This window comes from Prochlorococcus sp. MIT 1306 (assembly GCF_047304515.1).
GTDB classification, from domain to species: Bacteria; Cyanobacteriota; Cyanobacteriia; order PCC-6307; family Cyanobiaceae; genus Prochlorococcus; species Prochlorococcus marinus_D.
The window spans coordinates 106,983-132,745 of the sequence record NZ_CP138959.1; the positions used below are offsets into that span (position 1 = coordinate 106,983).

General features: G+C 47.7%; 23 protein-coding genes and 2 pseudogenes. 11 read left to right on the forward strand and 14 right to left on the reverse strand.

What is annotated here, in order from left to right:
• The first annotated feature begins 194 nt into the window (after positions 1-194).
• Positions 195-383 carry a hypothetical protein gene (locus SIB74_RS00525; protein ID WP_063395226.1) on the forward strand — a complete coding sequence of 63 codons (189 nt, stop codon included), beginning with the start codon at positions 195-197 and terminating at the stop codon, positions 381-383.
• Here the strand turns inward: SIB74_RS00525 and SIB74_RS00530 are convergent.
• From SIB74_RS00530 to SIB74_RS00545, 4 genes are all read right to left on the reverse strand, one after another.
• Complete coding sequence (locus SIB74_RS00530) at positions 380-649, reverse strand: hypothetical protein (protein WP_011825044.1); 270 nt, start codon at positions 647-649, stop codon at positions 380-382. The genes SIB74_RS00525 and SIB74_RS00530 overlap by 4 nt on opposite strands.
• 63 nt (positions 650-712) lie before the next feature.
• Complete coding sequence (locus tag SIB74_RS00535) at positions 713-865, reverse strand: hypothetical protein (protein ID WP_413681759.1); 153 nt, start codon at positions 863-865, stop codon at positions 713-715.
• Between the two features lie 1,023 nt (positions 866-1,888).
• On the reverse strand, positions 1,889-2,002 hold the full coding sequence (locus SIB74_RS00540) for a chlorophyll a/b-binding protein (RefSeq protein WP_082818441.1): 114 nt from the start codon (positions 2,000-2,002) through the stop codon (positions 1,889-1,891).
• A 719-nt stretch (positions 2,003-2,721) separates the two neighbouring features.
• On the reverse strand, positions 2,722-3,366 hold the full coding sequence (locus tag SIB74_RS00545; RefSeq protein ID WP_063395224.1) for an SHOCT domain-containing protein: 645 nt from the start codon (positions 3,364-3,366) through the stop codon (positions 2,722-2,724).
• Positions 3,367-3,931: 565 nt separating this feature from the next.
• Here SIB74_RS00545 and SIB74_RS00550 point away from each other — a divergent pair.
• Together SIB74_RS00550 and SIB74_RS00555 are read left to right on the forward strand one after the other, a co-directional pair.
• Positions 3,932-6,742, forward strand: a complete 2,811-nt coding sequence (locus tag SIB74_RS00550) for an FAD-dependent oxidoreductase (protein ID WP_197463255.1) — start codon at positions 3,932-3,934, stop codon at positions 6,740-6,742.
• Between the two features lie 1,538 nt (positions 6,743-8,280).
• A complete protein-coding gene (locus tag SIB74_RS00555) occupies positions 8,281-9,066 on the forward strand; it encodes a metallophosphoesterase (RefSeq protein WP_063395222.1) in 786 nt (261 codons plus the stop codon).
• 503 nt (positions 9,067-9,569) lie between these two features.
• Here SIB74_RS00555 and SIB74_RS00560 read toward each other — a convergent pair.
• Together SIB74_RS00560 and SIB74_RS00565 are read right to left on the reverse strand one after the other, a co-directional pair.
• On the reverse strand, positions 9,570-10,178 hold the full coding sequence (locus tag SIB74_RS00560; RefSeq protein ID WP_063395221.1) for a pentapeptide repeat-containing protein: 609 nt from the start codon (positions 10,176-10,178) through the stop codon (positions 9,570-9,572).
• Between the two features lie 667 nt (positions 10,179-10,845).
• The gene (locus SIB74_RS00565; RefSeq protein WP_011825057.1) at positions 10,846-12,231 is read right to left on the reverse strand and encodes a sodium/glutamate symporter; all 1,386 of its coding nucleotides are present in this window, start codon (positions 12,229-12,231) and stop codon (positions 10,846-10,848) included.
• A 12-nt stretch (positions 12,232-12,243) separates the two neighbouring features.
• Here SIB74_RS00565 and SIB74_RS00570 point away from each other — a divergent pair, with 12 nt between their 5' ends.
• Positions 12,244-12,414, forward strand: coding sequence for a hypothetical protein (locus SIB74_RS00570; protein ID WP_156486048.1), 171 nt, complete (start codon positions 12,244-12,246; stop codon positions 12,412-12,414).
• Here SIB74_RS00570 and SIB74_RS00575 read toward each other — a convergent pair.
• Entirely contained in the window at positions 12,405-12,743 is a 339-nt protein-coding gene (locus SIB74_RS00575; RefSeq protein ID WP_063395220.1) for a hypothetical protein, read from the reverse strand. The genes SIB74_RS00570 and SIB74_RS00575 overlap by 10 nt on opposite strands.
• A 289-nt stretch (positions 12,744-13,032) precedes the next feature.
• Here SIB74_RS00575 and SIB74_RS00580 point away from each other — a divergent pair, with 289 nt between their 5' ends.
• Entirely contained in the window at positions 13,033-13,986 is a 954-nt protein-coding gene (locus SIB74_RS00580) for an NAD(P)/FAD-dependent oxidoreductase (RefSeq protein WP_011825061.1), read from the forward strand.
• Positions 13,987-14,218: 232 nt separating this feature from the next.
• Here the strand turns inward: SIB74_RS00580 and thyX are convergent, their stop codons facing one another.
• Both thyX and SIB74_RS00590 read right to left on the reverse strand, forming a co-directional pair.
• The gene (thyX, locus tag SIB74_RS00585; protein ID WP_063395219.1) at positions 14,219-14,851 is read right to left on the reverse strand and encodes an FAD-dependent thymidylate synthase; all 633 of its coding nucleotides are present in this window, start codon (positions 14,849-14,851) and stop codon (positions 14,219-14,221) included.
• A 688-nt stretch (positions 14,852-15,539) separates the two neighbouring features.
• Complete coding sequence (locus tag SIB74_RS00590) at positions 15,540-15,989, reverse strand: hypothetical protein (protein WP_231905997.1); 450 nt, start codon at positions 15,987-15,989, stop codon at positions 15,540-15,542.
• Positions 15,990-16,123: 134 nt separating this feature from the next.
• Here SIB74_RS00590 and SIB74_RS00595 point away from each other — a divergent pair, with 134 nt between their 5' ends.
• From SIB74_RS00595 to SIB74_RS00605, 3 genes are read left to right on the forward strand one after another with little or no spacing between them, the layout of a single operon-like run.
• Positions 16,124-17,083, forward strand: a complete 960-nt coding sequence (locus SIB74_RS00595) for a DnaJ C-terminal domain-containing protein (protein ID WP_011825064.1) — start codon at positions 16,124-16,126, stop codon at positions 17,081-17,083.
• Between the two features lie 38 nt (positions 17,084-17,121).
• Entirely contained in the window at positions 17,122-18,123 is a 1,002-nt protein-coding gene (hemB, locus tag SIB74_RS00600) for a porphobilinogen synthase (RefSeq protein WP_011825065.1), read from the forward strand.
• 40 nt (positions 18,124-18,163) lie between these two features.
• Complete coding sequence (locus SIB74_RS00605; protein ID WP_369818007.1) at positions 18,164-20,581, forward strand: endonuclease MutS2; 2,418 nt, start codon at positions 18,164-18,166, stop codon at positions 20,579-20,581.
• Here SIB74_RS00605 and SIB74_RS00610 read toward each other — a convergent pair.
• The gene (locus SIB74_RS00610) at positions 20,578-21,825 is read right to left on the reverse strand and encodes an ABC transporter ATP-binding protein (RefSeq protein ID WP_063395218.1); all 1,248 of its coding nucleotides are present in this window, start codon (positions 21,823-21,825) and stop codon (positions 20,578-20,580) included. The genes SIB74_RS00605 and SIB74_RS00610 overlap by 4 nt on opposite strands.
• A gap of 201 nt (positions 21,826-22,026) precedes the next feature.
• Positions 22,027-22,248 carry a Nif11-like leader peptide family natural product precursor gene (locus tag SIB74_RS00615; RefSeq protein WP_231906002.1) on the reverse strand — a complete coding sequence of 74 codons (222 nt, stop codon included), beginning with the start codon at positions 22,246-22,248 and terminating at the stop codon, positions 22,027-22,029.
• On the opposite strand from SIB74_RS00615, the gene SIB74_RS00620 reads away from it, so the two are divergent.
• Positions 22,241-22,507 carry a hypothetical protein gene (locus SIB74_RS00620; RefSeq protein WP_197463259.1) on the forward strand — a complete coding sequence of 89 codons (267 nt, stop codon included), beginning with the start codon at positions 22,241-22,243 and terminating at the stop codon, positions 22,505-22,507. The genes SIB74_RS00615 and SIB74_RS00620 overlap by 8 nt on opposite strands.
• Here the strand turns inward: SIB74_RS00620 and SIB74_RS00625 are convergent.
• Both SIB74_RS00625 and SIB74_RS00630 read right to left on the reverse strand, forming a co-directional pair.
• A pseudogene (locus SIB74_RS00625) lies at positions 22,457-22,719 on the reverse strand (Nif11-like leader peptide family RiPP precursor). The gene SIB74_RS00620 and the pseudogene SIB74_RS00625 overlap by 51 nt on opposite strands.
• 112 nt (positions 22,720-22,831) lie before the next feature.
• Positions 22,832-23,104, reverse strand: a pseudogene (locus SIB74_RS00630) (Nif11-like leader peptide family natural product precursor).
• A gap of 1,075 nt (positions 23,105-24,179) precedes the next feature.
• On the opposite strand from SIB74_RS00630, the gene cgtA reads away from it, so the two are divergent.
• Together cgtA and SIB74_RS00640 are read left to right on the forward strand one after the other, a co-directional pair.
• Complete coding sequence (cgtA, locus tag SIB74_RS00635) at positions 24,180-25,169, forward strand: Obg family GTPase CgtA (protein WP_063395217.1); 990 nt, start codon at positions 24,180-24,182, stop codon at positions 25,167-25,169.
• Positions 25,170-25,250: 81 nt separating this feature from the next.
• Complete coding sequence (locus SIB74_RS00640; RefSeq protein WP_011825072.1) at positions 25,251-25,433, forward strand: hypothetical protein; 183 nt, start codon at positions 25,251-25,253, stop codon at positions 25,431-25,433.
• Between the two features lie 100 nt (positions 25,434-25,533).
• Here SIB74_RS00640 and SIB74_RS00645 read toward each other — a convergent pair whose 3' ends face one another.
• Positions 25,534-25,752 carry a CP12 domain-containing protein gene (locus SIB74_RS00645; RefSeq protein ID WP_011825073.1) on the reverse strand — a complete coding sequence of 73 codons (219 nt, stop codon included), beginning with the start codon at positions 25,750-25,752 and terminating at the stop codon, positions 25,534-25,536.
• Positions 25,753-25,763 lie beyond the last annotated feature (11 nt).

Sequence of the window (25,763 nt, forward strand, 5' to 3'; positions counted from 1 at the left end):
TCTTTTAAGTATCTCTTTTGTTTGGGGTGGTTTATGGGGGAAACATCAAAACAAGAAGATGTTCTTCTTGTTTTGATGTTCATGCACTAATGACATAGGTTTGCGATTATTCATCTGTCGGAGGCGCCAAGTATTGATTAGCAGCGAACATTGATTAAGTTTTTTCTGCCTATGAACTTCACCTGCCTTGCTGAGTGGGTGTTCTTTCTGCTTCTATTTCTTTGCATTGTCCATTTCTTGGTGAATGGATCACGCCAGGTCAGAATTCAGCCGTAAAGGGATATGGGAAGGAGTTGACCAGTTCACAGACCGTCAAAATTGATCAGCCACGTCAGTTGGCTCGGCCTGCGCAGATGCCAGTAGTTGAAGTGGAGAAGGCCTAGAGCTCATACTCCTGCTCAAAACGTTCCAGCAGACCCCTGTAGAGGGCCAGGGTCCCCTCTGTCTCCTCGCAGAAGCCCTTCAAGACATAGCTCTCTGAAAGGTGAGAGGCTGCGGCGTTGATCTGCTCGAAGCCAGATAAATATTCGCCCTGAGTTTCTTCATCGGCGATGTCGTAGATCATCGCCATCACCAGCTCCACTTTTCTCTGCGCAGCAGCGATCTCTGCTTCCATCTCCTTGTTGAGTTTGCGTCGCTTCCTCGGCATCTCTCCCTCTAGATCCAGCAAAGAGACTAAGGGAGTGGCAGTTTTTAAGAGGAACCTCTTCTCTCAGAGGTTGCTGCTAATAGGGATTGGTGTTGATCTAGAGATCAACCAACAAGCAAAAGCCCAAACAATTAATATTGCTCCGGATCCGAGCTCCCCGCAATCAGCATTAAGACTGATTGCCATCAATGACTGACAGGGCCAAAGTGAGTCCATCGAACACGGAGGCGCCTAATTGGACGACACGCCACCTGAGTACGCAGAAGAAGCAAGCTGACTTCTGGCCCCTGCTCCAACAGTCTCAAAAAATCGTGGGCTAATCGTCTGGTGCGACAAAGTTCATTTGTGCGTCAAACCAGTCGATACTTCTCTGCATCGTTCTAGGTGCCCTGAAAGGAGTATTTACAGCCACACACCTGGACAAATGGCCCCAGGTGCCAATCCTCAGAAGCTTCGCTTAATCGCTAAACGACATTAAAAACCGACCGCCCCTTTTTTAGAGGAGGTCGGTTTTTTTAATGAATAGAGGAAGCTTTTGTCTTATGCAATGACTTTGCAATGGTTTCAAATGTGAATTGACATGGCCGGTACCTTTGTTAATTACTCATTGAGATTGGATTCAAAATCTGAATGTGGAAAGATGGCTCTACTAATTTAGTTATGGGATTAAGTGCTTGCAAAAGCTGATCACCAATTTGCAAGATCAACACCAGGATTCATGTCTTCTGGCAACTTGGCTTTTATTCATATGTATTGAGTAAAATATTGCAATGGTCTACTTGCATATCTCGACTCTGAGTTGCTCGTTGCTTCTCTCCTTTATAAGTGCGTTGGCAAGTATCTGCAAATTTGCAAAGAGTTTGATTGAAGTTGGAGGTGGTAGAGGGCTAAAAGGTGTGGAGTCATACTGCACAGTTGAGGATGAATGCGAACACAAAGTCAGTTAAAAGGCCAATCGCCCAGCTCAGCCAGAGCCTCTGGTAGCTGCTCAATCGAAAGTGTTTCTGAATGTTCTAGTGCGTCTCTTCTGTCTAGGGCGATTAGATCCATCAATCTGGCCTACCAGTGATACTCCTTGTGTGGATTTAGCTTTCGTTCAAAACCTTAGAGTTAGTTGCGTTCATGTGGATCCACTGCGAATGGATCCAGTCACATTCACTTATCGCTTTATCAACCCATTGGTTGGGGTTGGTCCTCTTGTCCAGATGGGACAGCGTTAAAACAACTCAGTGAGCATTGCTAGGAGGAGGTCAATTGCAACTTGATGACTTCAATCACCACAAGTGATGCCAGGCTCGCCATTGCAAATCTCCCGTGCAAGATCTCAACTTGGCTCAATCGGGCGAAAGTCATGATGGAAAACCCCCCTAACGATCAAAGAGAAGAGCCGTCGGTGCAGAAAGGCGGCGGCTTATCTCCATTACATAAAGACAGGTCTCTCAATCTGGGTCAATAGGTCAATGCACTGGACAATTAGTTTGACCGGTCGTTTGTCTAGTGCAGCAATGCATTAAAAGTATCCAACACCAACGTGCTTCAGCTAGATCTGGCTTGCAACCTTGTTTTCATTCGACTCAACCGATTTCTTCTTGCAAGATTGCGCATATCCAGCACTTAAAATTGGGGGTCTGCAGAGGTTGTCGACTCTTGACCCGTTAATTGCTAGCCTCTTGATACAGTCTATCAACGCCAAAGCTAATTAGAATTCGAATGAGATCGGAGCAGGTGCCTTACTTGATGAGTTCGAGTGCATAGAGAGCTTTGAGAAAAGAACAAATCCTAACCAAATCAGAACTAGAAATTGTGATTAAAGCTGGTCAGTCAATTCCGGTGATAATTCTAGAGTTTGTCGAAAGTTAGGCTAAGAAATATATCCCAGAAAATATATCTTCTTGTCTTTAAACTTTTGCACAAGATGAGTAGGCATTTAAAGTAATCTCTAGCAAATTTCTGGCATGACTAATTCGATTCTTCTATAATAAGAAAATTCAAATTATTTACAGTCGAGTTAGACTTATTAAAGAAAATCATCAATTCTTAGCGATTTATTTGGATATAATTTACAATAAGACCTATTTGATTCTTATCGTCCTTTCTTTCGAGTTCTCATATTCTTCTTTGCTGATCAAGCCTTGTTCATATAGCCGCTTTAGCTCTTCCAGCTTTTGAAAAGGCCGCTTGGCTCCAGTTGCAAAGAGCCAGCATCGCACCAAATATTTTTGCGACCGCTCTGGTAAAAGCGTTTCTGCTTTCTCATTCTTTGGTATTTTGGTTTTGGCGATGGCGTCGCCGTGAACCCCGTCTTTTACTTTTAGATTTAGAGGAAGCATTGATGGATTCCATGGTCTACGCAACTTTCCATTAGTAATTCCATTTCGCATCAGAATAGACATCGCTTCTCGTTTGGCTTGACGGATTCCCAATTTGTACAGGAATGGTCCAGCAACATATGTAGTCAAATAGAAGACTACTATCCATTGTTCTGAGGAAGGCCCTTGTCCTGAGACTCCGAAAGTATTCATACATGCTCCAATGATTATGCATATCAGTGCTGTTCCTGCAATCCCATAAATTATTGGGGTGATAGATCTTCTTGATATGGCGTAATGTATCTGGACAAGAGGAACCCAAGCAGATGACAATGCATAACCCCAGCCAGTGTCTTGTTGACGCTTTCTGAAAGCTAGGATTTTTTGTGCTGAGATTGGATGGACCATTTAGCCTGATCAAGAACTATTTAATAGCACAATATCCTTATTGTCTTGCTACATAGTGAAGCAAGTCAAGAATAGTAGAGCAGGCAGTAGATGCTGAATCGCAGTTACTGTTATTCATAATGGTGTAACTTTGTTTCAACTCTTTGCTCAATTGTTAGCTGAACACTCCTGAACCCTTTGGGTGGTTAATAAGTTTCTGGCTGTAAGCATATATGCGATTCAACTATTGTTGAGAAAATGAAATCAACGTTCTTGCATCTTTAGTCTATTCCCGCAGTCTTGGATGACATTCTCGTCAATACATTCCCTCATCCAGTAGTTGTTAAAAATTCGCATTCTTCATGTTTGATTAGCATCTCAACTTCTGAAGTTAGAATAAAATAAAGACCTTGATTTGCCTCTCATGCTTTCTATAATTTGCAGTAATAAATGATTTTGTTAGAGGGTTTGGATTTTATGCATCTTTTGTTTGCAAGCTCCATGCAACGTTTTGCGCTTGTAGCCTGAATGTTTCATGAAATAGTGAGATAATTTACTTGGCTTGTGTATCCTATAGCTAATGCACGTGCTTGACCGCGATATTTTGTTGCCCTCTTATGATGTCTTAGTAGTTGGCGCTGGGATTGGCGGACTAACAGCAGCAGCACTTCTTGCTAAGCGTGGTTACAGAGTTTTGGTAGTAGAGCAGCATTATCTCCCTGGTGGATGCGCGAGTATCTTTCGCCGTCAAGGGTTTACATTTGATGTGGGAGCTTCTCTCTTTTTTGGGTTTGGAGAAAAAGGCTACAACCCACATCAATTTGTGATGAATGAGTTGGAGGAAGACATTACTCTTGTGCCGATGGATGAAACCTTTACTATCCATCTAGATCAGAAAACTAAAGTCTCTATGTATACACAACGGGAAAGATTTTGGGAAGAAATGTGTTCTTGTTTCCCACACCAATCAGAACAAATCAAAGCATTACTAAGGGAATTCGAATCTTTTTATCATGACTCATTGGATAGCTATGGTGGTCAGTTTTTTGCGCCAGCGGAAACACCACCGCAACATGGCATCAATTTGATGCTTACGCGCCCGTTCTATTTGGCAAGGTTGCTCAATTACCTGCTTTCAACTCAAGAGCAGCTATTTCGCCGCTTTACGCGAGACCCGCAGATTCTCAAACTATTTACGCTTTTAAATCAAAATATGACCACTTGTGGATTGGATCAGACTCCTGCCATCGCCGGCCCAATGATCCACGTGGAATCTTACACAGGTGGTTGCTATTATGCTCAAGGCTCACCTCAGATTTTGGCGAATAAACTAGAAAAAGCTATTCATAAATATGGTGGGCAAATATTATATCGTAATCGCATTGAAAAGATCTTAATTGAGAAAGGTAAGGCGATTGGCTGTCAACTTGAAAATGGTCTTAAGATTAAAGCTCATACAGTAATCTCCAACACAACGATCTGGAATCTCTATGGTAAGTTGATCGATCCCCAGCATATCTCCCGCAGAAAAAGAAAGTGGGCAAAGAAATTTAGGCCAAGTTATAGTGTATTTGGTGTTTATCTCGGTGTGAAAGCAGAAGCTGTCCCTCTGACGATTAAGCCTACACAAATACTGCCCTATGACGACAAAGGTTCTTCAAGTTATCTGACAGTCTATGTCACGTCGATGTTGGATCCTGACGCTTCTCCGCCAGGGACCCATACACTCTGCATATTTCTACCGGAATCTACTCCAGAGATTACAGTGCCAACAGATGGTAAAGATAAATATCATAGCCGTACATATCGAGATCAAAAGCAGAAAAAAGCATCAGCAATTATTGATTACTTAGAAAAGAACTATTTCCCAGAACTAAAAAAACATATCTTGGTTCAGGAAATAGCTACCCCACAGACGATTCAGCGCTATACCCTTAAAAGTCATGGCTCTATTGGTGGACCACAGGTGAATATGAGCCAAAGCTATATGAGTCGGCTGGCTGCTCGCAGTGATTGGCAAGGTCTTTATTGTGTAGGGGATTCCACCAGTCAAGGGATCGGCGTAGTCTCTGTGACTGTGTCCGCAATAAGTGCAGTCAATGCAATTTTAAAGGATCTTCGTCAACCTCAATATCTGCCATTAAAACATTATCCTCAAAATTATGTGCATTTTGCTAAAGCCTCTCTATCTCAAGAACAACACTCTGCGGATTTGTTCCCAGACAGTCAGATTATAAAAACTGTGGAAGTAGAGCCCCGAGCTTGTCTGTCTCCTCGCTGCGTTCGTGCTGGTCCAGACAGTACTCATCAAGCCCATATTGCACGTCTTGTCGAAGCCGGTAATTGGCTTGGTGCTGCCCAGTCATTACGAGCCGTTAATCCACTTTCAGAAATAACCTCGTACCTTTCTCAATCAGACGATTTTTGTGGTCCTTCATGTTCCCAATTGTTATGTCCTGACTCCTCTGTTCCTATTACGTCATTAAATCGCTATGTGTGCGAGAAAGTCCCCAATTACATACCAGATGTAGCTCCGGATAATGGTAAGCGAATTTCTATTGTTGGGGCTGGGCCTGCTGGTCTAACATGTGCTCACTATTTGGCGCGTTTAGGCTACCAAATAGATATCTACGAGAAGCAAAGCGAATCTGGAGGGATTTTGAAGTGGATTACTCTTGCATCAAGGATTCCTCAGTCAGTATTGCATCGTGAAATATCAAACCTATTATTGCCTTCTATTAGGATTTATTTTGATCAATCTTTAGGTGAAGATATCACAATTGCTGAGCTTAGACTTCAATATGATGCAATCTTTTTAGCCTGTGGTCTAGGAGAGATGCGAATCCAGCCCAATGATATTGATCATGCTTGTAACTTGATTCATGGCCTGATGTTTTTAGACGAGTTTACTCATGAGCCAACTATTGTTAGAGATAAGACCTTGACAATAGTTGGTGCTACCAACCTTGCTACTGATATAGCAAGGTTGGCAATTCAAAACGGTGCAAGCAAGGTTTACCTTATAGACGAACAGGCTAAGCTTCAATCGAAATCTCAGGCTAAGCGTTTAAAAGAAATGCAAGAACTTGGAATAGAGATCCATTCCAGAATAGATCCAATCGCCTTATCTGAACTCTGTAGCTCTTCTCATCAGGTGATCATGGCAGGTTTGGAGCAACAGCGTATTCAGTCTGAATTAAGGGACCATCTAAGTACAAGCCTTGTGGTAGATATGGATGACTTTGTTGACTTAGAGACGCTTCAGGTTCAGGGTCAGGTCAATGTATTTGCGGGTGGAGATATCATTAGAGGCTCCATTAGTATGCAAGAATCAATTAGAGACGGTCGCAAGGCAGCAGTAGAAATCAATCATGCCTTAATGAAGAATCAAGCTTGATTCTCAGAATAGAGATTTCACACTTCAACTCATAGCACCATTGAAAAGAGAGTATGTTGTAGAGGTCAATCAACATGAAGCGATTCTCCCCTCGGCTTGAATAATTTTTCGCGATCTTTCTAATTACCACCGATATGAGTGTTATTAGTGTAACGATGCTTGAAGGCCAAGACCGCTTTTCCCGAGCTGAAAGGGAATTATTTCAATTGCGCATACGGATCGAATCAGAGGTTGAGTTGGATGTAGAGCTCAAGCAGCTAGCAGAAGAAGAGGCTGATCATCATAGATCTTTTCTCATTCCCAATGGTTAAAGGGTTTTGATGCTTATTATTGATAATAATGATATTATAAAGAAGCTTTGTTAAGCGCCGAATGGATAGAGAGTCTCCGTGAAATGCTGAACGTATCTCATGTCTTTTCTGCTAACTATGTTTCCATAAGTAATTCATGTAAATGATCATATTCCTTCACAGTACCAGAGATAAGTCGGCTTTCCTAAAGTCTTTTTTGTCAGGTTCATTACGATGTTGAATCATTCTTCGATGTGTCTTCTGCTGCCTAGAGTGCCTTTGAAGCAACTTTAGTCATAATTGCTGACACTACCTGGAACACTATTGCAATATAAACCATAAGATGAATTTTAAAACAAAATGATTTTGCAATAGGCTGAGAATGGCTTTGATATTAGTATGAAAGTACTAAACCTTTCGCGATGTGATGCGGCTTTGATTTAGAGATCAGATTAAGCACTTTGTGGATGTTCATATGCTCACTTGCAAGGCCTTGATGTTCTACTGAATCAGCCTAGGCCTCGAACTGTTAATAAGCCCTTGTTAGGGCCACAAAAAGCACTCAAGGCGGTTTTGGAAGATGATTCAGTCCACACACCAGTCCACCACCATAGAAGAACCGCCTAAATGGCTTATTTTCTCTTGCGGACTCGCTTTGCAATAAGATGAATATTAGACTACTGATCATGATTCCTCTTACTCAAGTTTCAACAGCTCTGATCGTCGTCCTTGGCATGGTCTTCTTGTCAAAGGTGATCATGACACTTGTAGCGGACTTCGCTTTGCTTTCAAGCCTGAAGAGCCTGATGCGCTTGATGGTGAGAGGCAGCTATGTGTCAGGGCGCACCTTTGGCATCTTCTATTGGCGATACCTGCATGGTCCGCTCCGTCTGTTTCTGATTCAGCTCGTGGCCATTATGGTCACTCTAGTGATCCTTGCCTACGATTCTTGCAGGCATATCTGGCAGCATCGCCTTAAGGTAAGGCCACCATCAGTTTCCCAATTTACTCTAGCTCATTAAATGATGATTGCATAGCAAGAAAGTAAATGTAGAACCATGTTATTTCTGATGATTTAGAAGTCCAAAAATCTTCAGTCAACCGTGCTTTCTCCCTGATAGTTGCTTCAAATATTTTACGTAAGCTATTTATGATTAGGCAGAAACCAGCTTATGGTTTGTTTTTCATGCTTGAACAAGGGGGATAGCCTCCAAAACCAAACCTCTGCGTAGATCCGCTCCACAAGAAATGCGCTTAGTACAGCTTAGTGATCCTCACCTTGTTGCCTTTAATGATCAATTGGTGCGAGGTCACAATCCGCTTTTGAACTTACAGTGTGCGTTGCAAAAGGCATGCTCTCATTCTCCGGATCTGCTTTTGATTACTGGTGATCTTTGCCATGATGAAAGCTGGTGTGGGTATGTTTTATTGCGTGATGAATTGCAGAGTCTGAATCCATCAATAAAGGTTGCTGTTCTTCCTGGTAACCATGACAACCCTTTGTTCATCAAGGCGGCTCTTGGACGCCATGCCTTTACTGCCCCCGCAGACTTGAATATTGATGGTGTTCGTTTCATTCTTCTTAGTAGCCATGTTTCAGGTCAAATCGCGGGTCAACTTGGTCAATCACAGCTGCAATGGCTCGATTCGCGCTTGTCAGATATTGAGCAATCTTGCAGGCCATTAGTGGTTGCATTGCATCATCCACCTTTGCCGATTGGCTCTTCTTGGTTGGACCCCATTGGTCTACTGGATGGTGAGGCGTTGATCAAGCTACTCACTCCTGTAGAAGAGTTATGCGCTGTGGTATTTGGGCATATCCATCAGCACTGGCAAGAGGTATTGCCTGGGCGTAAGGATGTGTTATTGCTTGGTTGCCCTTCCACTCTTTGCAGCTTTGAGGCTGTCCAGCCATGCCCTTTTGGACGAGAAGATGAACCTGGAGGGCGTTTGATTGAGTTGGATGAAAGCGGAACCCTTTTTGAAATGATTCTTCGATGGTCAAATCCTTATCATGGTGATGTTACTCGATAACGAGAATAGATACGACGGCCTTATGTTGTGAGTCCGAATATATCTTTCTAAGACATCGATTAATTCTTAACTCTCAATAAAGCTATTGCTTTAGAGATCAAGGCTGTGATCTATTGATATGATGCGCGAATGTAACCGATTCTGATTTGGCAGCGTGTAGACATAATTATAGATTGATTCATGCAATAGAAGATGTTGTCCAATTATCTATCAAGGCTGTTATCTATTAAAGAATACGTTCTTCTTTTAGTGGCCTTTGGTTTGCGATAGTAATGCAAAACCTTAGAGGAAAATTCTTTTGATGCAAATGGGGGATGCAAATCAAGCTAGTATTACCACTCAGAGTTGACCAAGCTCATCATTAGCCTTCCATTTGATACATGTCTTGGCTAGAGATCCCCTAATTTTGATCAATGTAGGCTACCATTTTTGTTTTAAGTCTCATCACGTTAACCTTTATGATAAGGCTATTTGTTTGCTTAATGATTACGCTAAAGATATGGCTATCTGCCTGCGGGAATAACCCGTTCTGAGATTCCAGAGCAATCAAGGCTAGTATATGTATCCACGCCAGTTTTTGAATTCTTACCTGTAGCTCTTGCACAGAGCGCTTTCTGTTCTTGCCTGTCCAGCAAGGCGTTAGTGAAGTCAGCCCCATCAATCAAAGCACCGGCGAATTCACTCTTCCTTAGATTCGCGTTTCGTAGGATGCTTTCTGAGAGGTCAGCATTGTCAAAGCGAGTGGCGTATGCCAGTACATCCTCTAAGTTTGTACCATGAAGATTGGCATTCTTCAGAGTCGTTACACTGAATGTAGATCCTCGTAGATCAGCCTCGCTTAAATCATAGCCGGCAAGATCATACTTTACAAATTCAGCTGTCAAGGGTTTGCCATCTTCAACTGTGTCTAGAAATGGATACTTTTTGCTGAGAGCGTCTAGGTTCTTCCTAGTCTCTAACATCGATGGATTAGCTCCACCCTGATCGTTTTCCAGCATGCTTGGATAAGTGGCATCAGCAGCCAACGGCAGGATCAGGTAAAGAGAAGCGGCAATAGGGATGAGTATCCCCAGTACTAGAGATCGCAGGACTGACGACTGAATCTTCCGCATTGGCTTGCATCGTAGAACTATCTATCGTCTATTAATATCTCATTGGAAGCAAATAATAGCTGTATTCAAGTTGCCAGTTTGACGTAATATATCTACGGTTTAAGGTAGCTCTTGCTACTCCTCGTGCCTGGTCTAGTTACTGCTTATTGTCTGATTTGACAAGTCTCTTTTATTACCATTCCTTTTCTCCTTTAAGCTTAAATATGTTTTCTGGCCAGTGAATAGCCATTGGTTCTTTTCTATGCATTGCCAGAAATTATGATTACCTTATTTTTATGAAAAGTTATTTCATTGGAAAGTTAATTCTCCAAGACTGACTCAGTTTGCATTTGATTGCTTTAGGCAATTCCAGAATCATGATTATTTTACTCTCAAGCCCTATCTTTACTAGTGGGCACTAATGCTCCCTCGGTTGTTAATTCTTGTTCTGAAGATATAAATTCTCTGTGTTGGAGGTATTTGCTAAATTGTCCAGATCGTGTTCTCTATTATAGATGTTATTCTATGTCTTCATGCTGATGCCCTTGCGAATCGTTGAGACAGTTTTTCTTGACAACGATGAATCTCTAATTCATTGTATTGCGGATATCCACTCTATCGATGTAAAGAAATAAGCAGATTTCGTCAAAATATTGCTAGCAAATGTGCATTAGTCTTTCGTCATTATTCACGCAGCTTCTGTTGATTCTGATGATGAGGTGATGTTGATGATCACCGCTAATCCAATGCATATAACAGTAAGAATGCCGCAAAGTTCTGTCCAGCCAAGCAGTCCCAATCGAGTCACTGCTAGAGGGGCTACAACGGTGATGACCCCACCAGAGAGAATGGGTTGCAGGATCAATTGTTTGATCGAAAACACAGGTAAGGCTTTTGTAAGGTTGCGGGGATCGGCCAGTCGAAGCAGCAAAAGGCCACTCGCAGCGACTCCAGTGGCCTGTCCGAACTCGGTGATCGAGCGCTCGAACCATTCCTCGCGCAGTGTGAACCTGGCCACAAAGAGCATGATCAGTAGATTCCAGGCCAGCCCTGTTACAGACAACACAGTTAGCGGAAGCCAGTCGTGTTGTAGCAGCGGCAGATTCAGGCTTGCCATTGCAGTGGTGATCAGCAGGTCGGTGGCCAGGATGCCGATTTCACGTTGCAATAACTGTGATACCCATTGAGTTTGGCCCGAGACTTCCAGGGCTAGTCGGATCAGTAGTGAACCCCCTAGTGCAAGAGGAAAGACTGGGAAGACGTGAATGACTTGCCGGTAGAACTCCCCCAGCCAAGGGCCCAATAATCTCAAGCCTTCGAGCATCAACACGCCGCAAGCAACAGCGGCTCCAGCCAGGCCAAGATTTACGGCCAGCAGGCGAAGTTGTTGTCCAAAACTCGTTTCTTCTTCAACAGCTCCTGTGTCTCCGATTTCTGTGGGGCCATGGGGGGCAACCCATCCACGCCAACGGCCGAAAATCACCAGGACACTCCCCAGAAGGGTTGATGTGAGCAGTCCCACTGTTGCCATTGCCAGGCCAAGATCTTGGCCACCGGGAAAGCCGAGTTCGCGAAAGCTTTCACCCATAACGGCCGCTGCCCCATGGCCGCCCTCAAAACCCACTTCAATCAGGCAGCCCATGAGCGGATCAACCCCCAGCAAGGGAATCAACACCAGTAGGACTGCTAGTCCCCCCACTAGGTATTGACCAAAACCGAGCATCATTCCCAGCATGGCCTGGGATGCCACAGGCTCCCATAAGCCTTGACCTTTCGGGAGGGGGCGTCCGAGCATCAAGGTGGCGAAGACCAGGGTAAGCAACGCTGTTGGAACTTCAGTCCAGATGTCCGTTACGCTCAGTGGCAGCAGGGGTAGGGGGCCATAGGGCCCCAGCAGCAGGCCTGCTGTGCCGGCCAACAGGGCAATAGGCAGGCCTAGCCGCTCCAGTCGCAGGGCAGGCTCGAGCCTTCGCCCCAAGCTCAGCAACAAGGCCAGCACAGTCAGCAGACTTAGGGCCAGCCACAAATTGGTTGGCTGGGTGGCATGGAGAAGGCTTTGCAAGCCGTTAACCATGGGAGCCGTCTAGTGGCTTTAGATCAAAGCAGCGGTTCAGATGATGTTTTTTGTGCTGGAGAACTTCCATATGTATTGCGCCATCTTGAAAGCCATGACTGTCGTATGCAAAGGCTTTTACTCTCAGAGCTCCTTGATGGCTTGCATGGCTGGAATCGAGAGCTTGTGTCTGCTCAGGCTTGAGTGTTGTGGCGCTTTTGTATGAGTGGATTGGCGGCGAGTGCTTCATTGCGGGGAGCCATTGGTGTTGCTGTGCTTTTTTTTGCTGGGCTAGTTTTCGATGCTGAATCCCCGCTGTTGGCTGAGGCGTTTGCAGTGAGTGGCTTGTCTTCTTTTAACCAATCAGGGTCAGGTAGAGCACTATGCAGGGCGCCCTGCAGCAGATGTCCGATGGCCATGCTCCTGTCTATAGCGTAAACATCGCAATAGTCATCGAGGCAACCCAAGACCTCCTCCTGAAGTGAGATCTCAATGCGCGTAGCTGTGTGACGATCGTTAGGTGGAATGCTCATCAGTTGTCATCTCGGCGTGTTTGTGCCGATTCTCATCGGCCAAGCTGGGGAAATGAGTAAGGGGAGGGTATCGCGAAGCGCTTGAGGGTCTATCGACTTGCAAGCTCCCAATCCAGGGATTGGTTATGGCATTGCCCAAAGAACAGGCATTTCTTTCAAGACAGATCACCTTGTGAACTCAGTAGGGTTGGGGTGGCTTTTTGGGATTGTTGTCTGAACGGCGCATCCTGATCTGAAGCTGATGAGCTGTTGAGAGCAGCTTTGACACCCTGCTGGAGACCTTTGCCTCTTGGAAACAATCGAAGCCGACGTGGTGATCGTGGGTGGTGGCCCAGCTGGTTGCAGCTGCGCGCTTTACACATCGCGTGCCGATTTGAAGACAGTCATCCTTGATAAGAATCCTGATGTAGGCGCCTTGGCGATTACCCATCAGATCGCTAACTATCCAGGCGTTTCCAGCGAGATGAGTGGTGAAGCGCTACTGGCTTTGATGCGCGAGCAGGCCGTTTCCTTTGGCAGTGATTATCGTCGTGCCCAGGTTTTTGGTGTGGACGTGAATGGTGAATGGAAGACGGTGTATACCCCTGAAGGGACTTTTAAGGCAAGGGCGCTGGTTGTAGCGACTGGAGCTTTGGGGCGCCCAGCATCATTTAAGGGAGAGGCAGAGTACCTTGGCCGCGGCGTGAGCTATTGCGCTACCTGTGATGGTGCCTTTTATAAAGGACGTGAGGTGGCTGTTGTTGGGGCAAACAAAGAGGCAGTTGAGGAAGGACAGGTGCTGACCAAGTTCGCCTCGACAGTGCATTGGCTTACCACGAGTGACCCCAAGGAAGATGACGTGCACGCGCAAGCGTTGATGACTCAGCCAAATGTTCAACACTGGAGCCGCACAAGATTGATGTTGATCGAGGGAGATGATGCTGGCGTGACTGGCATCAAGTTGAAAAATCGGGCTCAGGAGACAGAGCAGGACTTGGCCGTTGAAGGTGTGTTTGTTTACATGAGTGGCTCTAAGCCAATCACTGATTTCTTAGGTGATCAGGTGGCTTTTAAAGAGGATGGAGGCGTCGTGGTAGATGACTTTATGGCCACAACAGTGGACGGGGTATGGGCTATTGGTGATATTCGTAACACCCCGTTTAAGCAGGCGGTGGTGGCTGCATCAGACGGATGTATTGCCGCAATGGCGATCGATCGATTCCTTAATAGCCGCAAGGGGATTCGTGTTGATTGGGTGCATTAGTGAGGACGCGCCTTCGACCAGGCCTTGTCTTGCCGATCTTTCCTCCATTGCTGATCAATTGTTCGATCAGGAAATTGACTTTAAAGGTTGAAGAATGAGTTTTTGTGCAGAGTAAGATGAATGAGCAGTAATACTTAAGGCGATTAATTTAATTGATTTACATGCTAGCTAAATAGCAAATTATAACCCTGGCAATTTTGGCGATATAAATCCGGGTTTTAATATTTTCTTTTTAAGGCCACATTGCATTGCATACGCAAGGCATCTCTTTTGTGAGTATTTCTCGGCACTTGATGGCAACGTCTTGGTGTTCTTTTTGGGTTCCATGTGCGGAGCGCAGATCGATATAATGAAGCCAAGATCTAACGCTCCCTGCCATATAGATTTTCGTGGGAGTTGCTAGTGGAAGAACTTCCCTTGCGCATTCTTTTGCTACGCCAGCTGCAAGCATCTCTTGGTATAGGTCGCGACTTTGTTCAAACAATAAGTTCGCTTTTGAACTCAGTTTTGATACTGTCTCTTCATCAAGATCATCGATGCTGCTTTGCCTATTTTTTATGTCTTGCCTGCGTAGTGAGGGCGGCTTGGCAAAGGCCATTGTTGAGACATCAGCATAGCGCTGACTAAATTCTTGAAAAGAGAAGCTTCGATGTCTAAGGATTTGTGCTGCTATTGCTCGGGTCGTTCCTATTTCCATAACTATATGAGCCATCTCGAAGGGACTCCAGTGACGATGTTTAATTAGATAGCGGATAAGCCTTTCGCTATCAGGATTGTCTTGATTTTGAGGATTAGAGACTCTCGCACAGTAAGCAATGATTTCTTCTGCCTTGGGCGTTACGGAGATTAAGGATACGGTGTTCATGAATCTGATGATTGGGAGATTGAATGGTTTGGGTATGTGATTGGCTGTTTTTTGGGATGATGTTTATTGTTGAGCTTTATCCTTCGACTGAGAGCGAAATGGTTGTGCATCCAGCAGGATCATTCTTTTCACGACTTCGGTATTCGTGAGAATGCTTGAGGCGGCTTGAATGGATTGATCCCTGAGTCTTGACCTGCACTGCCATACAAAGATTTAGCAAATTTACTGGGTTGATGAGACCTGATCGAGGAAGTGTTAACAGCTTGCTGAGTTTACCTTATTCATTCAACTTGAATTTTGTTGGTAGTTGCAGAGAACTTTGCTGTGAAATAAATTCCTTGAAATGGAGCAAAAGCCAGTTGATATCTCAACAGAAAAGTGTTCGTCAGTGAAGCAAGTGACTAAAAAATAATTCATGTGCGGTAGTGTTGCATCTTCTTCAGGAATAGGCGATTGCTATAGATATGTTGGCTTGCTCTTTTGTTGAGCTCTCGTTGTTGCAACGCCACAGCTGCCTAGATTTATGCAGGTGATTGTTTGCAGATAATTCTCTGGAATCAAAACGAAGTTCTCTAATGATTTGCGATTGAATTCCAATATTAAGCTTAAGCTTAATATTGATTGGTGCTCGCTTAATTGAGATTTCTTTAGGCTAGTCCTTTGTTCATTGGTGTCAAGAATCTGTTCATTATTCAGGGCTGGCAGGCATCTTGGTCCAGATTGCTAACTCCTCGATCGACTGCACCCCTTCACGTCGCTGTCCGTCTTCAAGGATCCAGGTGGGATAGGCCTGAATCTCGGCTTTTACGCAGGCTGCTGATTGTTCAGGCAGCTGTTTTGGTTTGCCACATTCCACATAGTTCAGGATCGTGCTCGCCTGCTGGCCGAACAGGTTTTTTTGGAAGAAACAAGCCGGACAGCTCCAGGAGCCGTAGAACACGGCTCCGATGGTGTTGAGATGACGAACCAAGGTCAGTTGTTCGCTGGTTGATGTTTTGAGAGGCTCCCCTAGGGTGCCCCTGCCATCGCCTGCTCGGGTTTTGGCAGCTTGCAGTGAGAGACTCAGACCAATCGCTGTGAGTAGGGACAGCCATAACTTCAGGCCATGGTTGCCTTGGAGGATTTGTGGCCGAACCATGGAAGCTGAAGAGTGGGGTTTGGCAAACTTAATCACTCTCAAATCGTTCGGGCTTCCCTCCATGTAGCAAGGCGCAGGGTTACGGCGAAACTGGGACACTAAACAGATGTAGGGCCTCGGGCCAAATCAACGCCATGGCCGGCAGCGGCTACCGGGATTATTTCAAGGTTCTCGGAGTTGAGCGCAACGCCGATAGCGATGACATCAAGCGAGCATTCCGCAAGCTGGCGCGCCAGTACCACCCTGATGTGAATCCCGGAGATTCTACTGCTGAGGCGAAGTTCAAGGAGGTGAGTGAGGCATATGAGGTGCTTTCCGATCCGGATAAACGCAGTAAATATGAGCAGTTTGGCCGCTATTGGAATCAGGCCAGTGGCATGGGTGGTGGAGGCCCTGCCGGGGCTGGTTTTGAAGTTGACTTTGGTCGTTATGGGAATTTTGACGACTTCATTAATGACCTTTTGGGCCGTTTTGGTGGGCCTCAAGCTGCTGCTGGTTTTGGCGCTGGTTTCCCTGGTGGCGCAGGCTTCCCTAGAGGGAGCTCTCGTGCTCCGGTGAATCTTGATGCCGAAGCCACCTTGAAGGTGAGTTTTGCTGAAGCGTTTCGCGGTACCGAACGCACCCTTTCTGTGAATGAAGAACGAGTGCAGGTGCGCATTCCGCAGGGCATTAAACCTGGTTCGCGCTTACGCCTCAAGGGAAAGGGCAATCTTCAACCTGGTACTGGCCGGCGGGGTGATCTTTTCCTCAATATTGATGTACAAACCCATCCCTTATGGCGGTTGGATGGTGATCAGCTGCGGGCCGATTTGCCCGTTGCTCTCGATGAGTTTGCACTGGGGGGTACGGCGACTGTGATGACTCCTGATGGGGAAGCTCAGGTGACCATTCCTGCAGGAACCTCGCCAGGCCGCAGTCTGCGGCTTAAAGGCAAAGGTTGGCCTTCGCCTGGGGGGCGCGGTGATTTGCTCTTGACCCTCAACCTGAAGTTACCGTCTGAATGGTCTGCTGATGAGCTGGAGTTGTTGAAACGGTTGCAGCAGTCCCGCAGTACTGACCCCCGTCAGGCGTGGCTTCAGATGGCTCCACTCTGAGGCGAGACTTACGCTCACGAGATTGTTATGCGGTTTTGATGGATCTCACTTATCGCCCTCGTCGGCTGCGTCGGACTCCTGCCCTGCGTTCCATGGTGCGGGAGCACAGCCTCACTGCTGCTGACTTTATCTATCCCTTGTTTGTCCATGAGGGAGCTGATGTGGAGCCGATCGGTGCCATGCCAGGTACCAATCGCTGGAGCCTGGATCGCTTAATGGGAGAAGTTCAACGGGCCTGGGGTCTGGGCATTCGTTGTGTGGTGCTTTTCCCGAAAGTCGCTGAGGGCCTCAAAACTGAAGATGGGGCGGAATGTTTCAGTGAGCATGGGTTGATTCCGCGGGCCATCACGCAGCTCAAGCATGAGCTGCCGGAAATGACAGTGATGACCGATGTGGCATTGGATCCCTATTCCTGTGATGGTCATGACGGCATCGTGAGCGCCGAGGGTGTGGTGCTGAACGACGAGACGATTGAGCAACTCTGTCGTCAGGCTGTTGTTCAGGCTCGTGCTGGTGCTGACCTGATTGGACCCAGCGACATGATGGATGGTCGTGTCGGTGCCATCCGTGAAGCTCTAGACGACGAGGGTTTTGAGCATGTGGGGATTATTAGCTATACAGCGAAATACTCTTCGGCGTACTACGGCCCGTTTCGCGAGGCGCTTGATTCAGCCCCGCGCGTGGCTGGTGGCAAGCCAATTCCTAAAGACAAGAGCACGTATCAAATGGATCCAGCCAATGCTCGTGAGGCGATTACTGAGGCTCAACTCGATGAGCAGGAGGGTGCAGACATTCTCATGGTGAAGCCTGGCTTGGCCTATCTCGACATCATTCATCGTTTAAGCGAAGAATCGGAGTTACCCATCGCTGCTTACAACGTGAGTGGCGAGTATTCGATGGTGAAGGCTGCTGCTGAAAGGGGTTGGCTTGATGAGCGGGCGGTGGTCTTAGAAACCTTGTTGAGTTTCAAGCGAGCTGGTGCCGATTTGATCCTCACCTACCACGCTTGTGATGCAGCCGCTTGGTTACGGCAAGGATGATTGGCTTCTTTCAAGTTCAGTGGGGCGCAACAGCGTTGAAATGAGCGCTGTAGTCATGAGCTCTGAGGTCTCGACTGCTTCGCTTGCCTTTCAGGACACACTCAAACAGCTTGAATGGCCACGCTTATGTGAACACCTCGCTGGATTTGCCAGCACCTTGCAGGGCCGGCGTCATTGCCAGACTTTGTCGCTGCCTGCCGATTTGTCTGACAGCCGTTTGCGCTTGGCAGAAACTCTTGAGATCGGTGCTTTGGATGGTCTGATTGATGGAGGCCTCAGCTTTCAGGGTGTCCATGACCTTGGCAATATCCTGGCTCGCTGTACAAAAGGTGGTGTGGCTTCTGGGGAAGAGCTTTTAGCTGTTGCCGACACCCTTGCAGCAGCGCGCCGCTTGCGCCGCCAGATTAATGATCCAGAGCTTCGTCCCACGATCTCGGCGTTGTTGCTGGATGTCGCAACGATGCCGGAGCTGGAACGGCGACTCAAATTTGCATTGGAAGAGGGTGGTCGGGTGGCTGATCGCGTCAGCTCCAAGCTCGCTGGCTTGCGACGACAGTGGCAAGGTTTGCGTCAGGAACGTCGCGATTGCCTACAGGAGGTGATCAGGCGTCATGCGGCCATGTTGCAGGACACTGTGATCGCAGATCGCCATGGCCGGCCAGTGCTAGCGGTGAAGGCCGCTGCAGTGTCTCAACTCCCCGGCCTGGTCCACGATAGCTCAGCATCTGGCAGCACAGTCTTTGTTGAGCCTCAGGTTGTGATCACCCTGAGTAATCGTCTTGCTGAATTGGATGGTCATATCCGAGAGCAGCAGCAGCTCGTCTTGGCAGAGTTGAGTGCGGCGGTGGCTGAGTCCGGCGTATCGATTAGGCGCCTGGGAGAGGTTCTGCTTCAACTCGACTTGGCTCTGGCTCGTGGCCGTTATGGTCGATGGCTTGGTGGGGTCCCCCCTACGTTGCATGCAGAGGCTGCAGCTCCTTTCAGTCTTCAGGAGCTGCGACATCCCTTGCTGGTTTGGCAGCATCGCCGTGAGCATGGCGATGCTGTGGTGCCGATCAGCGTTGAGGTCTCCTCCACCCTGAAAGTGGTCGCGATTACAGGACCCAACACCGGTGGAAAGACTGTCACGCTTAAGAGTGTTGGCCTGGCCTTGCTGATGGCTCGGGCGGGTCTCTTGTTGCCTTGCACAGGGAGTCCATCAATGCCCTGGTGTGCACAGGTGCTTGCTGATATCGGTGATGAACAGTCACTACAACAGAATCTCTCCACCTTTAGTGGCCATGTGAAGCGCATTGGCCGCATTCTTGAAGCCTTGATCGAGGGGCCTGGTCCAGCTTTGGTGCTTCTTGATGAGGTCGGGGCGGGGACTGATCCCAGTGAAGGGACGGCCCTGGCCACAGCCCTGCTGCGCACGCTTGCCGACCGGGCTCGTCTGACCATCGCGACAACTCATTTCGGCAAACTCAAGGCCCTCAAATATGGCGATTCTCGCTTTGAAAACGCTTCTGTGGCCTTTGATAGCGAGACGATGTTGCCCACCTATCGACTGCAATGGGGAATCCCTGGTCGCAGTAATGCCCTCAGCATCGCGATGCGGCTTGGCCTAGACGACGCAGTGATTGCTCAGGCGCAAGAGCTGCTGGGACCTTGTGGTGATGGAGAGGTGAATGAGGTGATCCGTGGTCTTGAAGAGCAACGCAGCCTTCAACAGGCAGCTGCTGAAGATGCCGCGGCTCTGCTGGCACGTACGGAATTGCTGCATGAGGAACTTCTCAGTCGCTGGCAGAAGCAGCGCAAGCAATCTGCAGATTTGCAGGAACAAGGCCGCCAGAAGCTGGAGAGCTCCATTCGAGAGGGGCAGAAGGAAGTCCGTCAGTTGATTCGCCGGTTGCGCGAGGGTCGTGCCGATGGTGAGTCCGCACGACGTGCAGGTCAGCGCTTGCGTCGCATTCAGGCTGACCATCGGATTCAGCCTCAACGCAAACAGCACATTGGCTGGCGTCCTGAGGTAGGAGAGCGCATTCGGCTGTTGGCCCTTGGCAAGGCGGCAGAAGTGATTGCTATCTCTGAAGATGGCAATCAACTGACAGTGCGTTGTGGAGTCATGCGCAGCACTGTGGAGTTGTCAGGGGTGGAAAGCCTTGATGGCCTGAAGCCAAGTCCTCCAGAGTTGGTGGTGAAGGTGAAGGTCCGTTCAGGTCTGGGCCGTGGCACGGAGGTACGCACGACCCGCAACACCGTGGATGTTCGCGGACTGCGGGTGCATGAAGCCGAGGTTGCTGTTGAGGAGCACTTGCGCAGTAGCACTGGTCCGATATGGGTCATTCATGGCATCGGCAGCGGCAAACTCAAGCGAGGGCTCCGCCAGTGGCTTGAGACCGTTCCTTATGTGGAACGCGTAAACGATGCCGATCAGGGTGATGGTGGAGCCGGTTGCAGTGTGATTTGGCTGCATTAGCCCAGAATGGGCAAGTGGAGTTTGCGGTCGTTTGGGTCTTGTTCAGTGTTGTCTTGATCTGTCATTGCGATGGCTTCCCCGTCGGCACCAAACAGTCGCCAGCCTCGAGGATCTGGCTCTAGATGCAGGTTGCTTCCAGCGCTGAGCGAGAGCTCGGGCGAGGCCCTCACTTGAACGAGATGGTTCCCGTCAAGAAGTTTGCAGGTGATCAGTTGTTCATTTCCTAAGACTTCCAGATGACTCACGATTGCCGCGAGATTGCGATTGGTGGAAGGAGCTACGCGCAAATGCTCCGGTCGAAGACCAGCGCTGAGCGGTTGCCCCTCTTCCAGATGCAGCAGCGCTTCGGCCATTGGTCCTTCAACCGCTAGGCGACGATCACCTAGTAGGAGCGTATTGGCTGGGCCAACAACTACTGGCAGTACGTTCATGGGCGGACTGCCGATGAACTGCGCAACAAAAAGGTTTGATGGCCATTGATAGAGCTCGATTGGCGTGCCCAATTGCTGTAGCTGCCCTTGATTCAGTACCGCAATCCGATGACCCATCGTCATCGCCTCGACTTGGTCGTGGGTGACGTAGATGGTGGTGGTGCCAAGTTGACGCTGGAGGTCAACGATTTGAGTGCGCGTGCTATTGCGCAGTTTTGCGTCCAAGTTGCTGAGTGGTTCGTCCATCAGGAATACAGACGGCTCTCTCGCCATTGCCCGGCCTAGAGCAACACGTTGTTTTTGACCTCCAGAGAGTTCTTTGGGTTGGCGATTGAGCAGTGGTTGAAGCTCCAGGGCTTCAGCAACTTCTCTTGTGCGGGCCTCGATTCGCTGCTCTCGTATAGATGAAACCTGCAGAAGTGGAGGAAAGTTGCGGGTATTGCGATGGAGTTGGTCTTGCAGGAGTTGGCCTAGAGATCGCTGCTGGCTGCGCCGTAGGCCGAAGACCAGGTTGTCGCGCACACTTAAGTGGGGATAAAGCGCGTAGCTCTGGAACACCATCGCCACGTCCCTTTGGGCAGGCCGTAGCTGCGAGACAGGTTGTTTGCCTACGTAGATCTCTCCGCTTGTAGGGGCTTCGAGGCCCGCGAGCAGCCTCAGCAGTGTGCTTTTACCGCAGCCGGAGGGGCCCACCAGCACAAGGAATTCACCATCGTTGATTTGTAGATTCAGTTGACGAATGACCTCAACAGCGGGTTCATTCCGCCTGCTTGGGTAGGTCTTGTTGAGAGCCTTGAAGCGAACGCCGGCCACCCATAGTTCCCCGATAAGGCTGATCCTAGGGTTGGAGCTTGACCAGGCTGGGCGCCTACAGAGCAGTTCATTGATCAGTCACGGATAAAGGAATAGAGGATCTTTTCGCCTTGATAAAAGTCATACCAGTGCATCTTGAGAATTAAACCAAGACGTGAAGACATCCCTGATTCGTCTCTGAATGAGTTCTGACCAACTCATTCATGGATCAAAATCCCTAGAGCTTCCCCGGCAAGAGGAGGCACTCAAAGAAGGGGCGCCCTCAGGAACACCTTCCAGCTCCTCATCAGATAGGTTTTGGCGATGAGTGTTTAGATCTTCTGTGGTGATCAAGAACCCAGCAGTCTTTGCAATCGATACAACATCAACACCGTCTGCTTTGAGTTGATCCTGTAGTGAGCTATCTACTTGTGCCTTGGAGATGAATGCCTTGAGTTATTCTTCTGACATTGGTTTCGAAATTGGTTGTTATTTTATCTTTACAGGCATCAGTTATCGGGAGCAATTGATTGGGGTCATTGTACCCGGCTATTCAATAAATTCCCTTACTGTTGTAGTTGTTGGCGGTGAGGCTCAGACATGGCAGATGTTGAAAATTGCAAAACTAGTTATTGTCAATATTGTCGAACATTTACACCACCTTGCTCCAAAGGTCGTTGCATCGCAATCTGTCGCCGACTGATGGATCCCTCCTGCAGGCACCACCCCCAGCTGCACCTTCGAGCTCTTGATCAGAGAGGTTTTGTTGATTGGCTTGTAAATCTTCTTTCGCAATCAAGAACCCAGCAGCTTTGGCAATAGCTACAGCATCAGCACCTTCTGCCTTGAGCTGTTCCTGTAACGAGGTGTCTGCTTGAACCTTTGTGGGAACGCCTTCAGTTGTTCTTCTGACATTTTAGTTGAGTGTCTTTTTTATATATATATCCCAGCCTAAGGCTGAAGAGTTCAAGCATCGTCTGAGTTGAAATGATTGAGACTAATGCTGCATCTTTTGGTTTGGTATCTATTAGCACGCGTATGAGGCTGCTGTATTGAAACTATGGTAGCTCTCAATACTTTGAGAATTGCAGCCACACCCGACGCCGCCACCAGCCACGCCTTCCAGCTCCTTACCAGAAAGGTTTTCGCGGAAGTTAGTGTTTAGATCTTAAGTGGTAATCGAGAACCCAGCAGCCTTTGCAATCGATACAACATCAGGACCTTCTGCGTTTAGCTGTTTTTGAAGAGTGGCGCCTGCTTGAACTTTGGCGATGAATGCCGTGAGTTGCTCTTCTGACATTGGTGATACTTAGCTTGGCTCAACGATCACCCCAAGAAATCTTAGCGAGAGTAATGCACTAATCCCTAAAAGGATTCTTGTTGTATATATATTATCCTTATATTTTGCCATTAGGTTGAGCTTTTCCATAGTAACCTCAATCGGAACATGTATTGCTATTTTAGTCTCTCGATGCCGGCCATGAAGTATCAAATAAGAGATATTATGGTAGCAAGGGTTGTCCAGGACAGTCACTTTGATCAACTATTCAGCCTAAAGCAGGGCTTCTTCTTTGCTTGGCTATAGCGAGATTGTTGACTTGGTAATTATGTTTTACAAATTAGACGATGAACAAGGAAGGTTCATCTAGGGATATAGGGCCTAAGGGAGTGGTATCTCACCAGTTATAGAATCCATACCATTCTTACTCTTTCTCGGATCTTCTTTTGTTATCCCTAAACCAGAAGCTGAATCTTTCCCTTCAACAGCTTGAATGCCCTGATTGAAGCGAAGTGTGCATCAATCCCCAAAGCCTCCATCTACATCCTTCAATTCATCGTCCGATAGTTCCTCATTGATTTCTTCGTTGTTCTCTTTGGGGGCAGTTATTAGGAGTTTTTTTACTTTTTAGTTAGTATAGCTATCATTTTCTAAAAACGATTGCATCATCCCTTGTGGCATGGGCGCCCGTTGTCAGCTGCGGGATTGAAATAGTTCAGGCCATCGTAAACGCTTGCATCTCTATTCCTTGGGCTTGAGAACATGGCTCGTATCAATTGATATAACTCTGGTTGCGTCTGTCGTTTCTTTTGTTCTACCTCTTCAGTTATTGAAGCTAGAGCTGTCATTAATGTTAGAGGGCTTTGGCAGCCTGCTTTATTGCCAAACACTATGCACGCTCATTCGCTCATCTGTTCGCCGGGATGCTAGGTGTAAGTACTTATTCTTATTTTCGCCAATAGTTAATGCTTGTCTCGCCACTAATTACCATGGGATAACTGTCTAATTTTTATTGCAAATTCTTCTCGTTATGCCATCCTCGATTCGCCCCTGATGAATTTATTCCCCTTAAATCCATTGGTATTACTGGAATAGGATGCAGTTCATAGATCAGGCACGTATCACCGTTAGAGCAGGGCGCGGCGGCGATGGGATCATGGCTTTTAGGCGGGAGAAGTATGTGCCGGCTGGCGGTCCCTCTGGTGGGGATGGTGGTGAAGGCGGCAACGTCGTTCTGGAAGCGGATGGCAACCTTCAGACCCTGCTCGATTTTAAGTACAAGAGACTCTTTCCAGCGCCTGATGGTCGGCGGGGCGGTCCGAATCGCTGTACCGGTGCCTCAGGTAAAGACTTGATCATCAAGGTGCCATGTGGCACTGAAGTGCGTGATCTCTCCACGGGCATCCTTCTTGGTGACCTCACTCGATCTGACGATCTACTTGTGGTGGCTTTTGGAGGGCGTGGAGGGCTGGGTAATGCCCATTACCTGAGTAATCGCAACCGTGCTCCTGAAAAATTTACGGAAGGGCGCGATGGGGAGGAATGGTTCCTTCAATTGGAACTCAAGCTATTAGCAGAGGTGGGGATCATTGGTTTGCCGAATGCAGGCAAGAGCACTTTGATTTCTGTGCTTTCGGCAGCCCGCCCCAAGATTGCTGATTATCCCTTCACTACATTGGTGCCCAATCTCGGTGTGGTACGTCGACCCAGTGGAGATGGCACAGTTTTCGCTGATATCCCTGGTCTGATTGCCGGTGCAGCACAAGGAGCAGGCCTAGGGCATGATTTCCTTCGCCACATCGAACGCACCAGGCTGTTGATTCATGTGTTGGATGGTGGCGCAGAAGATCCAGTTGAAGACTTGCTGGTGGTTGAAAAGGAGCTGGTTGCTTATGGCCATGACTTGGTTGAAAGGCCACGGCTGTTGGTGCTCAATAAACAGGAATTATTGGATGAACATCATCAAGATCAGCTGGTTGATGCCCTTCATGCAGCGAGTGGTCGACGCTTGATTTTGATTTCTGCGGCTATGGGTCTAGGCCTTGAGGGGCTGTTGGCGCAGGTATGGAAGGAACTTGGCGTCTGAGGTGTTCAGGTCTGCGAGACCACATCCAGACTTGTCTGTTCGCGTGTCATTGGCCATAACTGGAGTGAAACCATTGATGACATGACCTTTTACAGCTGCTTTGATCAGCAGGGCAAGGAGATTGCCCGCTGCCAGACCCATCAGGAGATTGAGGCTCTGCGGCGGATGGGACGTCCCATTGCTGAAGTTCGAGAAATGAGTAATGAAGAAGCGGTCGTCTGCTCTCTCACCGGTAGTCCGTCCGACTTCAATGAGGATGTTTGAACTGGATCAAGATGTTGATCTTCGCTCAGTTCAATAGCAAAAAAGCGGGCTTATGCCCGCTTGAGATCATGCTGAGTCAAGTTTTCTTTTGGGGATCAACTCAGTCGTCGTAGACGCGACACTCTGGCTCATCTGGATTGGCATCGCAGAACAATTCCAGGGCATTGGGGTCGTGTTTATCTTCTGGGTGGTGATCCTTGTATTCCTCAAGGGAATGGATTTCGTCGGTGAGATGGCGCACCTTGGCGTCGTTGCCTTGGGCTTTGGCGTCTTGGATCTCTGATTGATCCTTCTGAATGTGCTCGTCGATGGTGTTCATAGGGTCTTGGC

Excerpts from the sequence above, each read along its gene's own strand:
- SIB74_RS00530 (WP_011825044.1), bottom strand. The coding sequence starts at position 649 with ATGCCGAGGAAGCGACGCAAACTCAACAAGGAGATGGAAGCAGAGATC.
- SIB74_RS00535 (WP_413681759.1), bottom strand. The coding sequence starts at position 865 with ATGGACTCACTTTGGCCCTGTCAGTCATTGATGGCAATCAGTCTTAAT.
- SIB74_RS00540 (WP_082818441.1), bottom strand. The coding sequence starts at position 2,002 with ATGACTTTCGCCCGATTGAGCCAAGTTGAGATCTTGCACGGGAGATTT.
- SIB74_RS00545 (WP_063395224.1), bottom strand. The coding sequence starts at position 3,366 with ATGGTCCATCCAATCTCAGCACAAAAAATCCTAGCTTTCAGAAAGCGT.
- SIB74_RS00555 (WP_063395222.1), top strand. The coding sequence starts at position 8,281 with ATGCGCTTAGTACAGCTTAGTGATCCTCACCTTGTTGCCTTTAATGAT.
- SIB74_RS00560 (WP_063395221.1), bottom strand. The coding sequence starts at position 10,178 with ATGCGGAAGATTCAGTCGTCAGTCCTGCGATCTCTAGTACTGGGGATA.
- SIB74_RS00565 (WP_011825057.1), bottom strand. The coding sequence starts at position 12,231 with ATGGTTAACGGCTTGCAAAGCCTTCTCCATGCCACCCAGCCAACCAAT.
- SIB74_RS00575 (WP_063395220.1), bottom strand. The coding sequence starts at position 12,743 with ATGAGCATTCCACCTAACGATCGTCACACAGCTACGCGCATTGAGATC.
- thyX (WP_063395219.1), bottom strand. The coding sequence starts at position 14,851 with ATGAACACCGTATCCTTAATCTCCGTAACGCCCAAGGCAGAAGAAATC.
- SIB74_RS00590 (WP_231905997.1), bottom strand. The coding sequence starts at position 15,989 with ATGGTTCGGCCACAAATCCTCCAAGGCAACCATGGCCTGAAGTTATGG.
- SIB74_RS00595 (WP_011825064.1), top strand. The coding sequence starts at position 16,124 with ATGGCCGGCAGCGGCTACCGGGATTATTTCAAGGTTCTCGGAGTTGAG.
- hemB (WP_011825065.1), top strand. The coding sequence starts at position 17,122 with ATGGATCTCACTTATCGCCCTCGTCGGCTGCGTCGGACTCCTGCCCTG.
- SIB74_RS00605 (WP_369818007.1), top strand. The coding sequence starts at position 18,164 with ATGAGCGCTGTAGTCATGAGCTCTGAGGTCTCGACTGCTTCGCTTGCC.
- cgtA (WP_063395217.1), top strand. The coding sequence starts at position 24,180 with ATGCAGTTCATAGATCAGGCACGTATCACCGTTAGAGCAGGGCGCGGC.
- SIB74_RS00640 (WP_011825072.1), top strand. The coding sequence starts at position 25,251 with ATGACCTTTTACAGCTGCTTTGATCAGCAGGGCAAGGAGATTGCCCGC.
- SIB74_RS00645 (WP_011825073.1), bottom strand. The coding sequence starts at position 25,752 with ATGAACACCATCGACGAGCACATTCAGAAGGATCAATCAGAGATCCAA.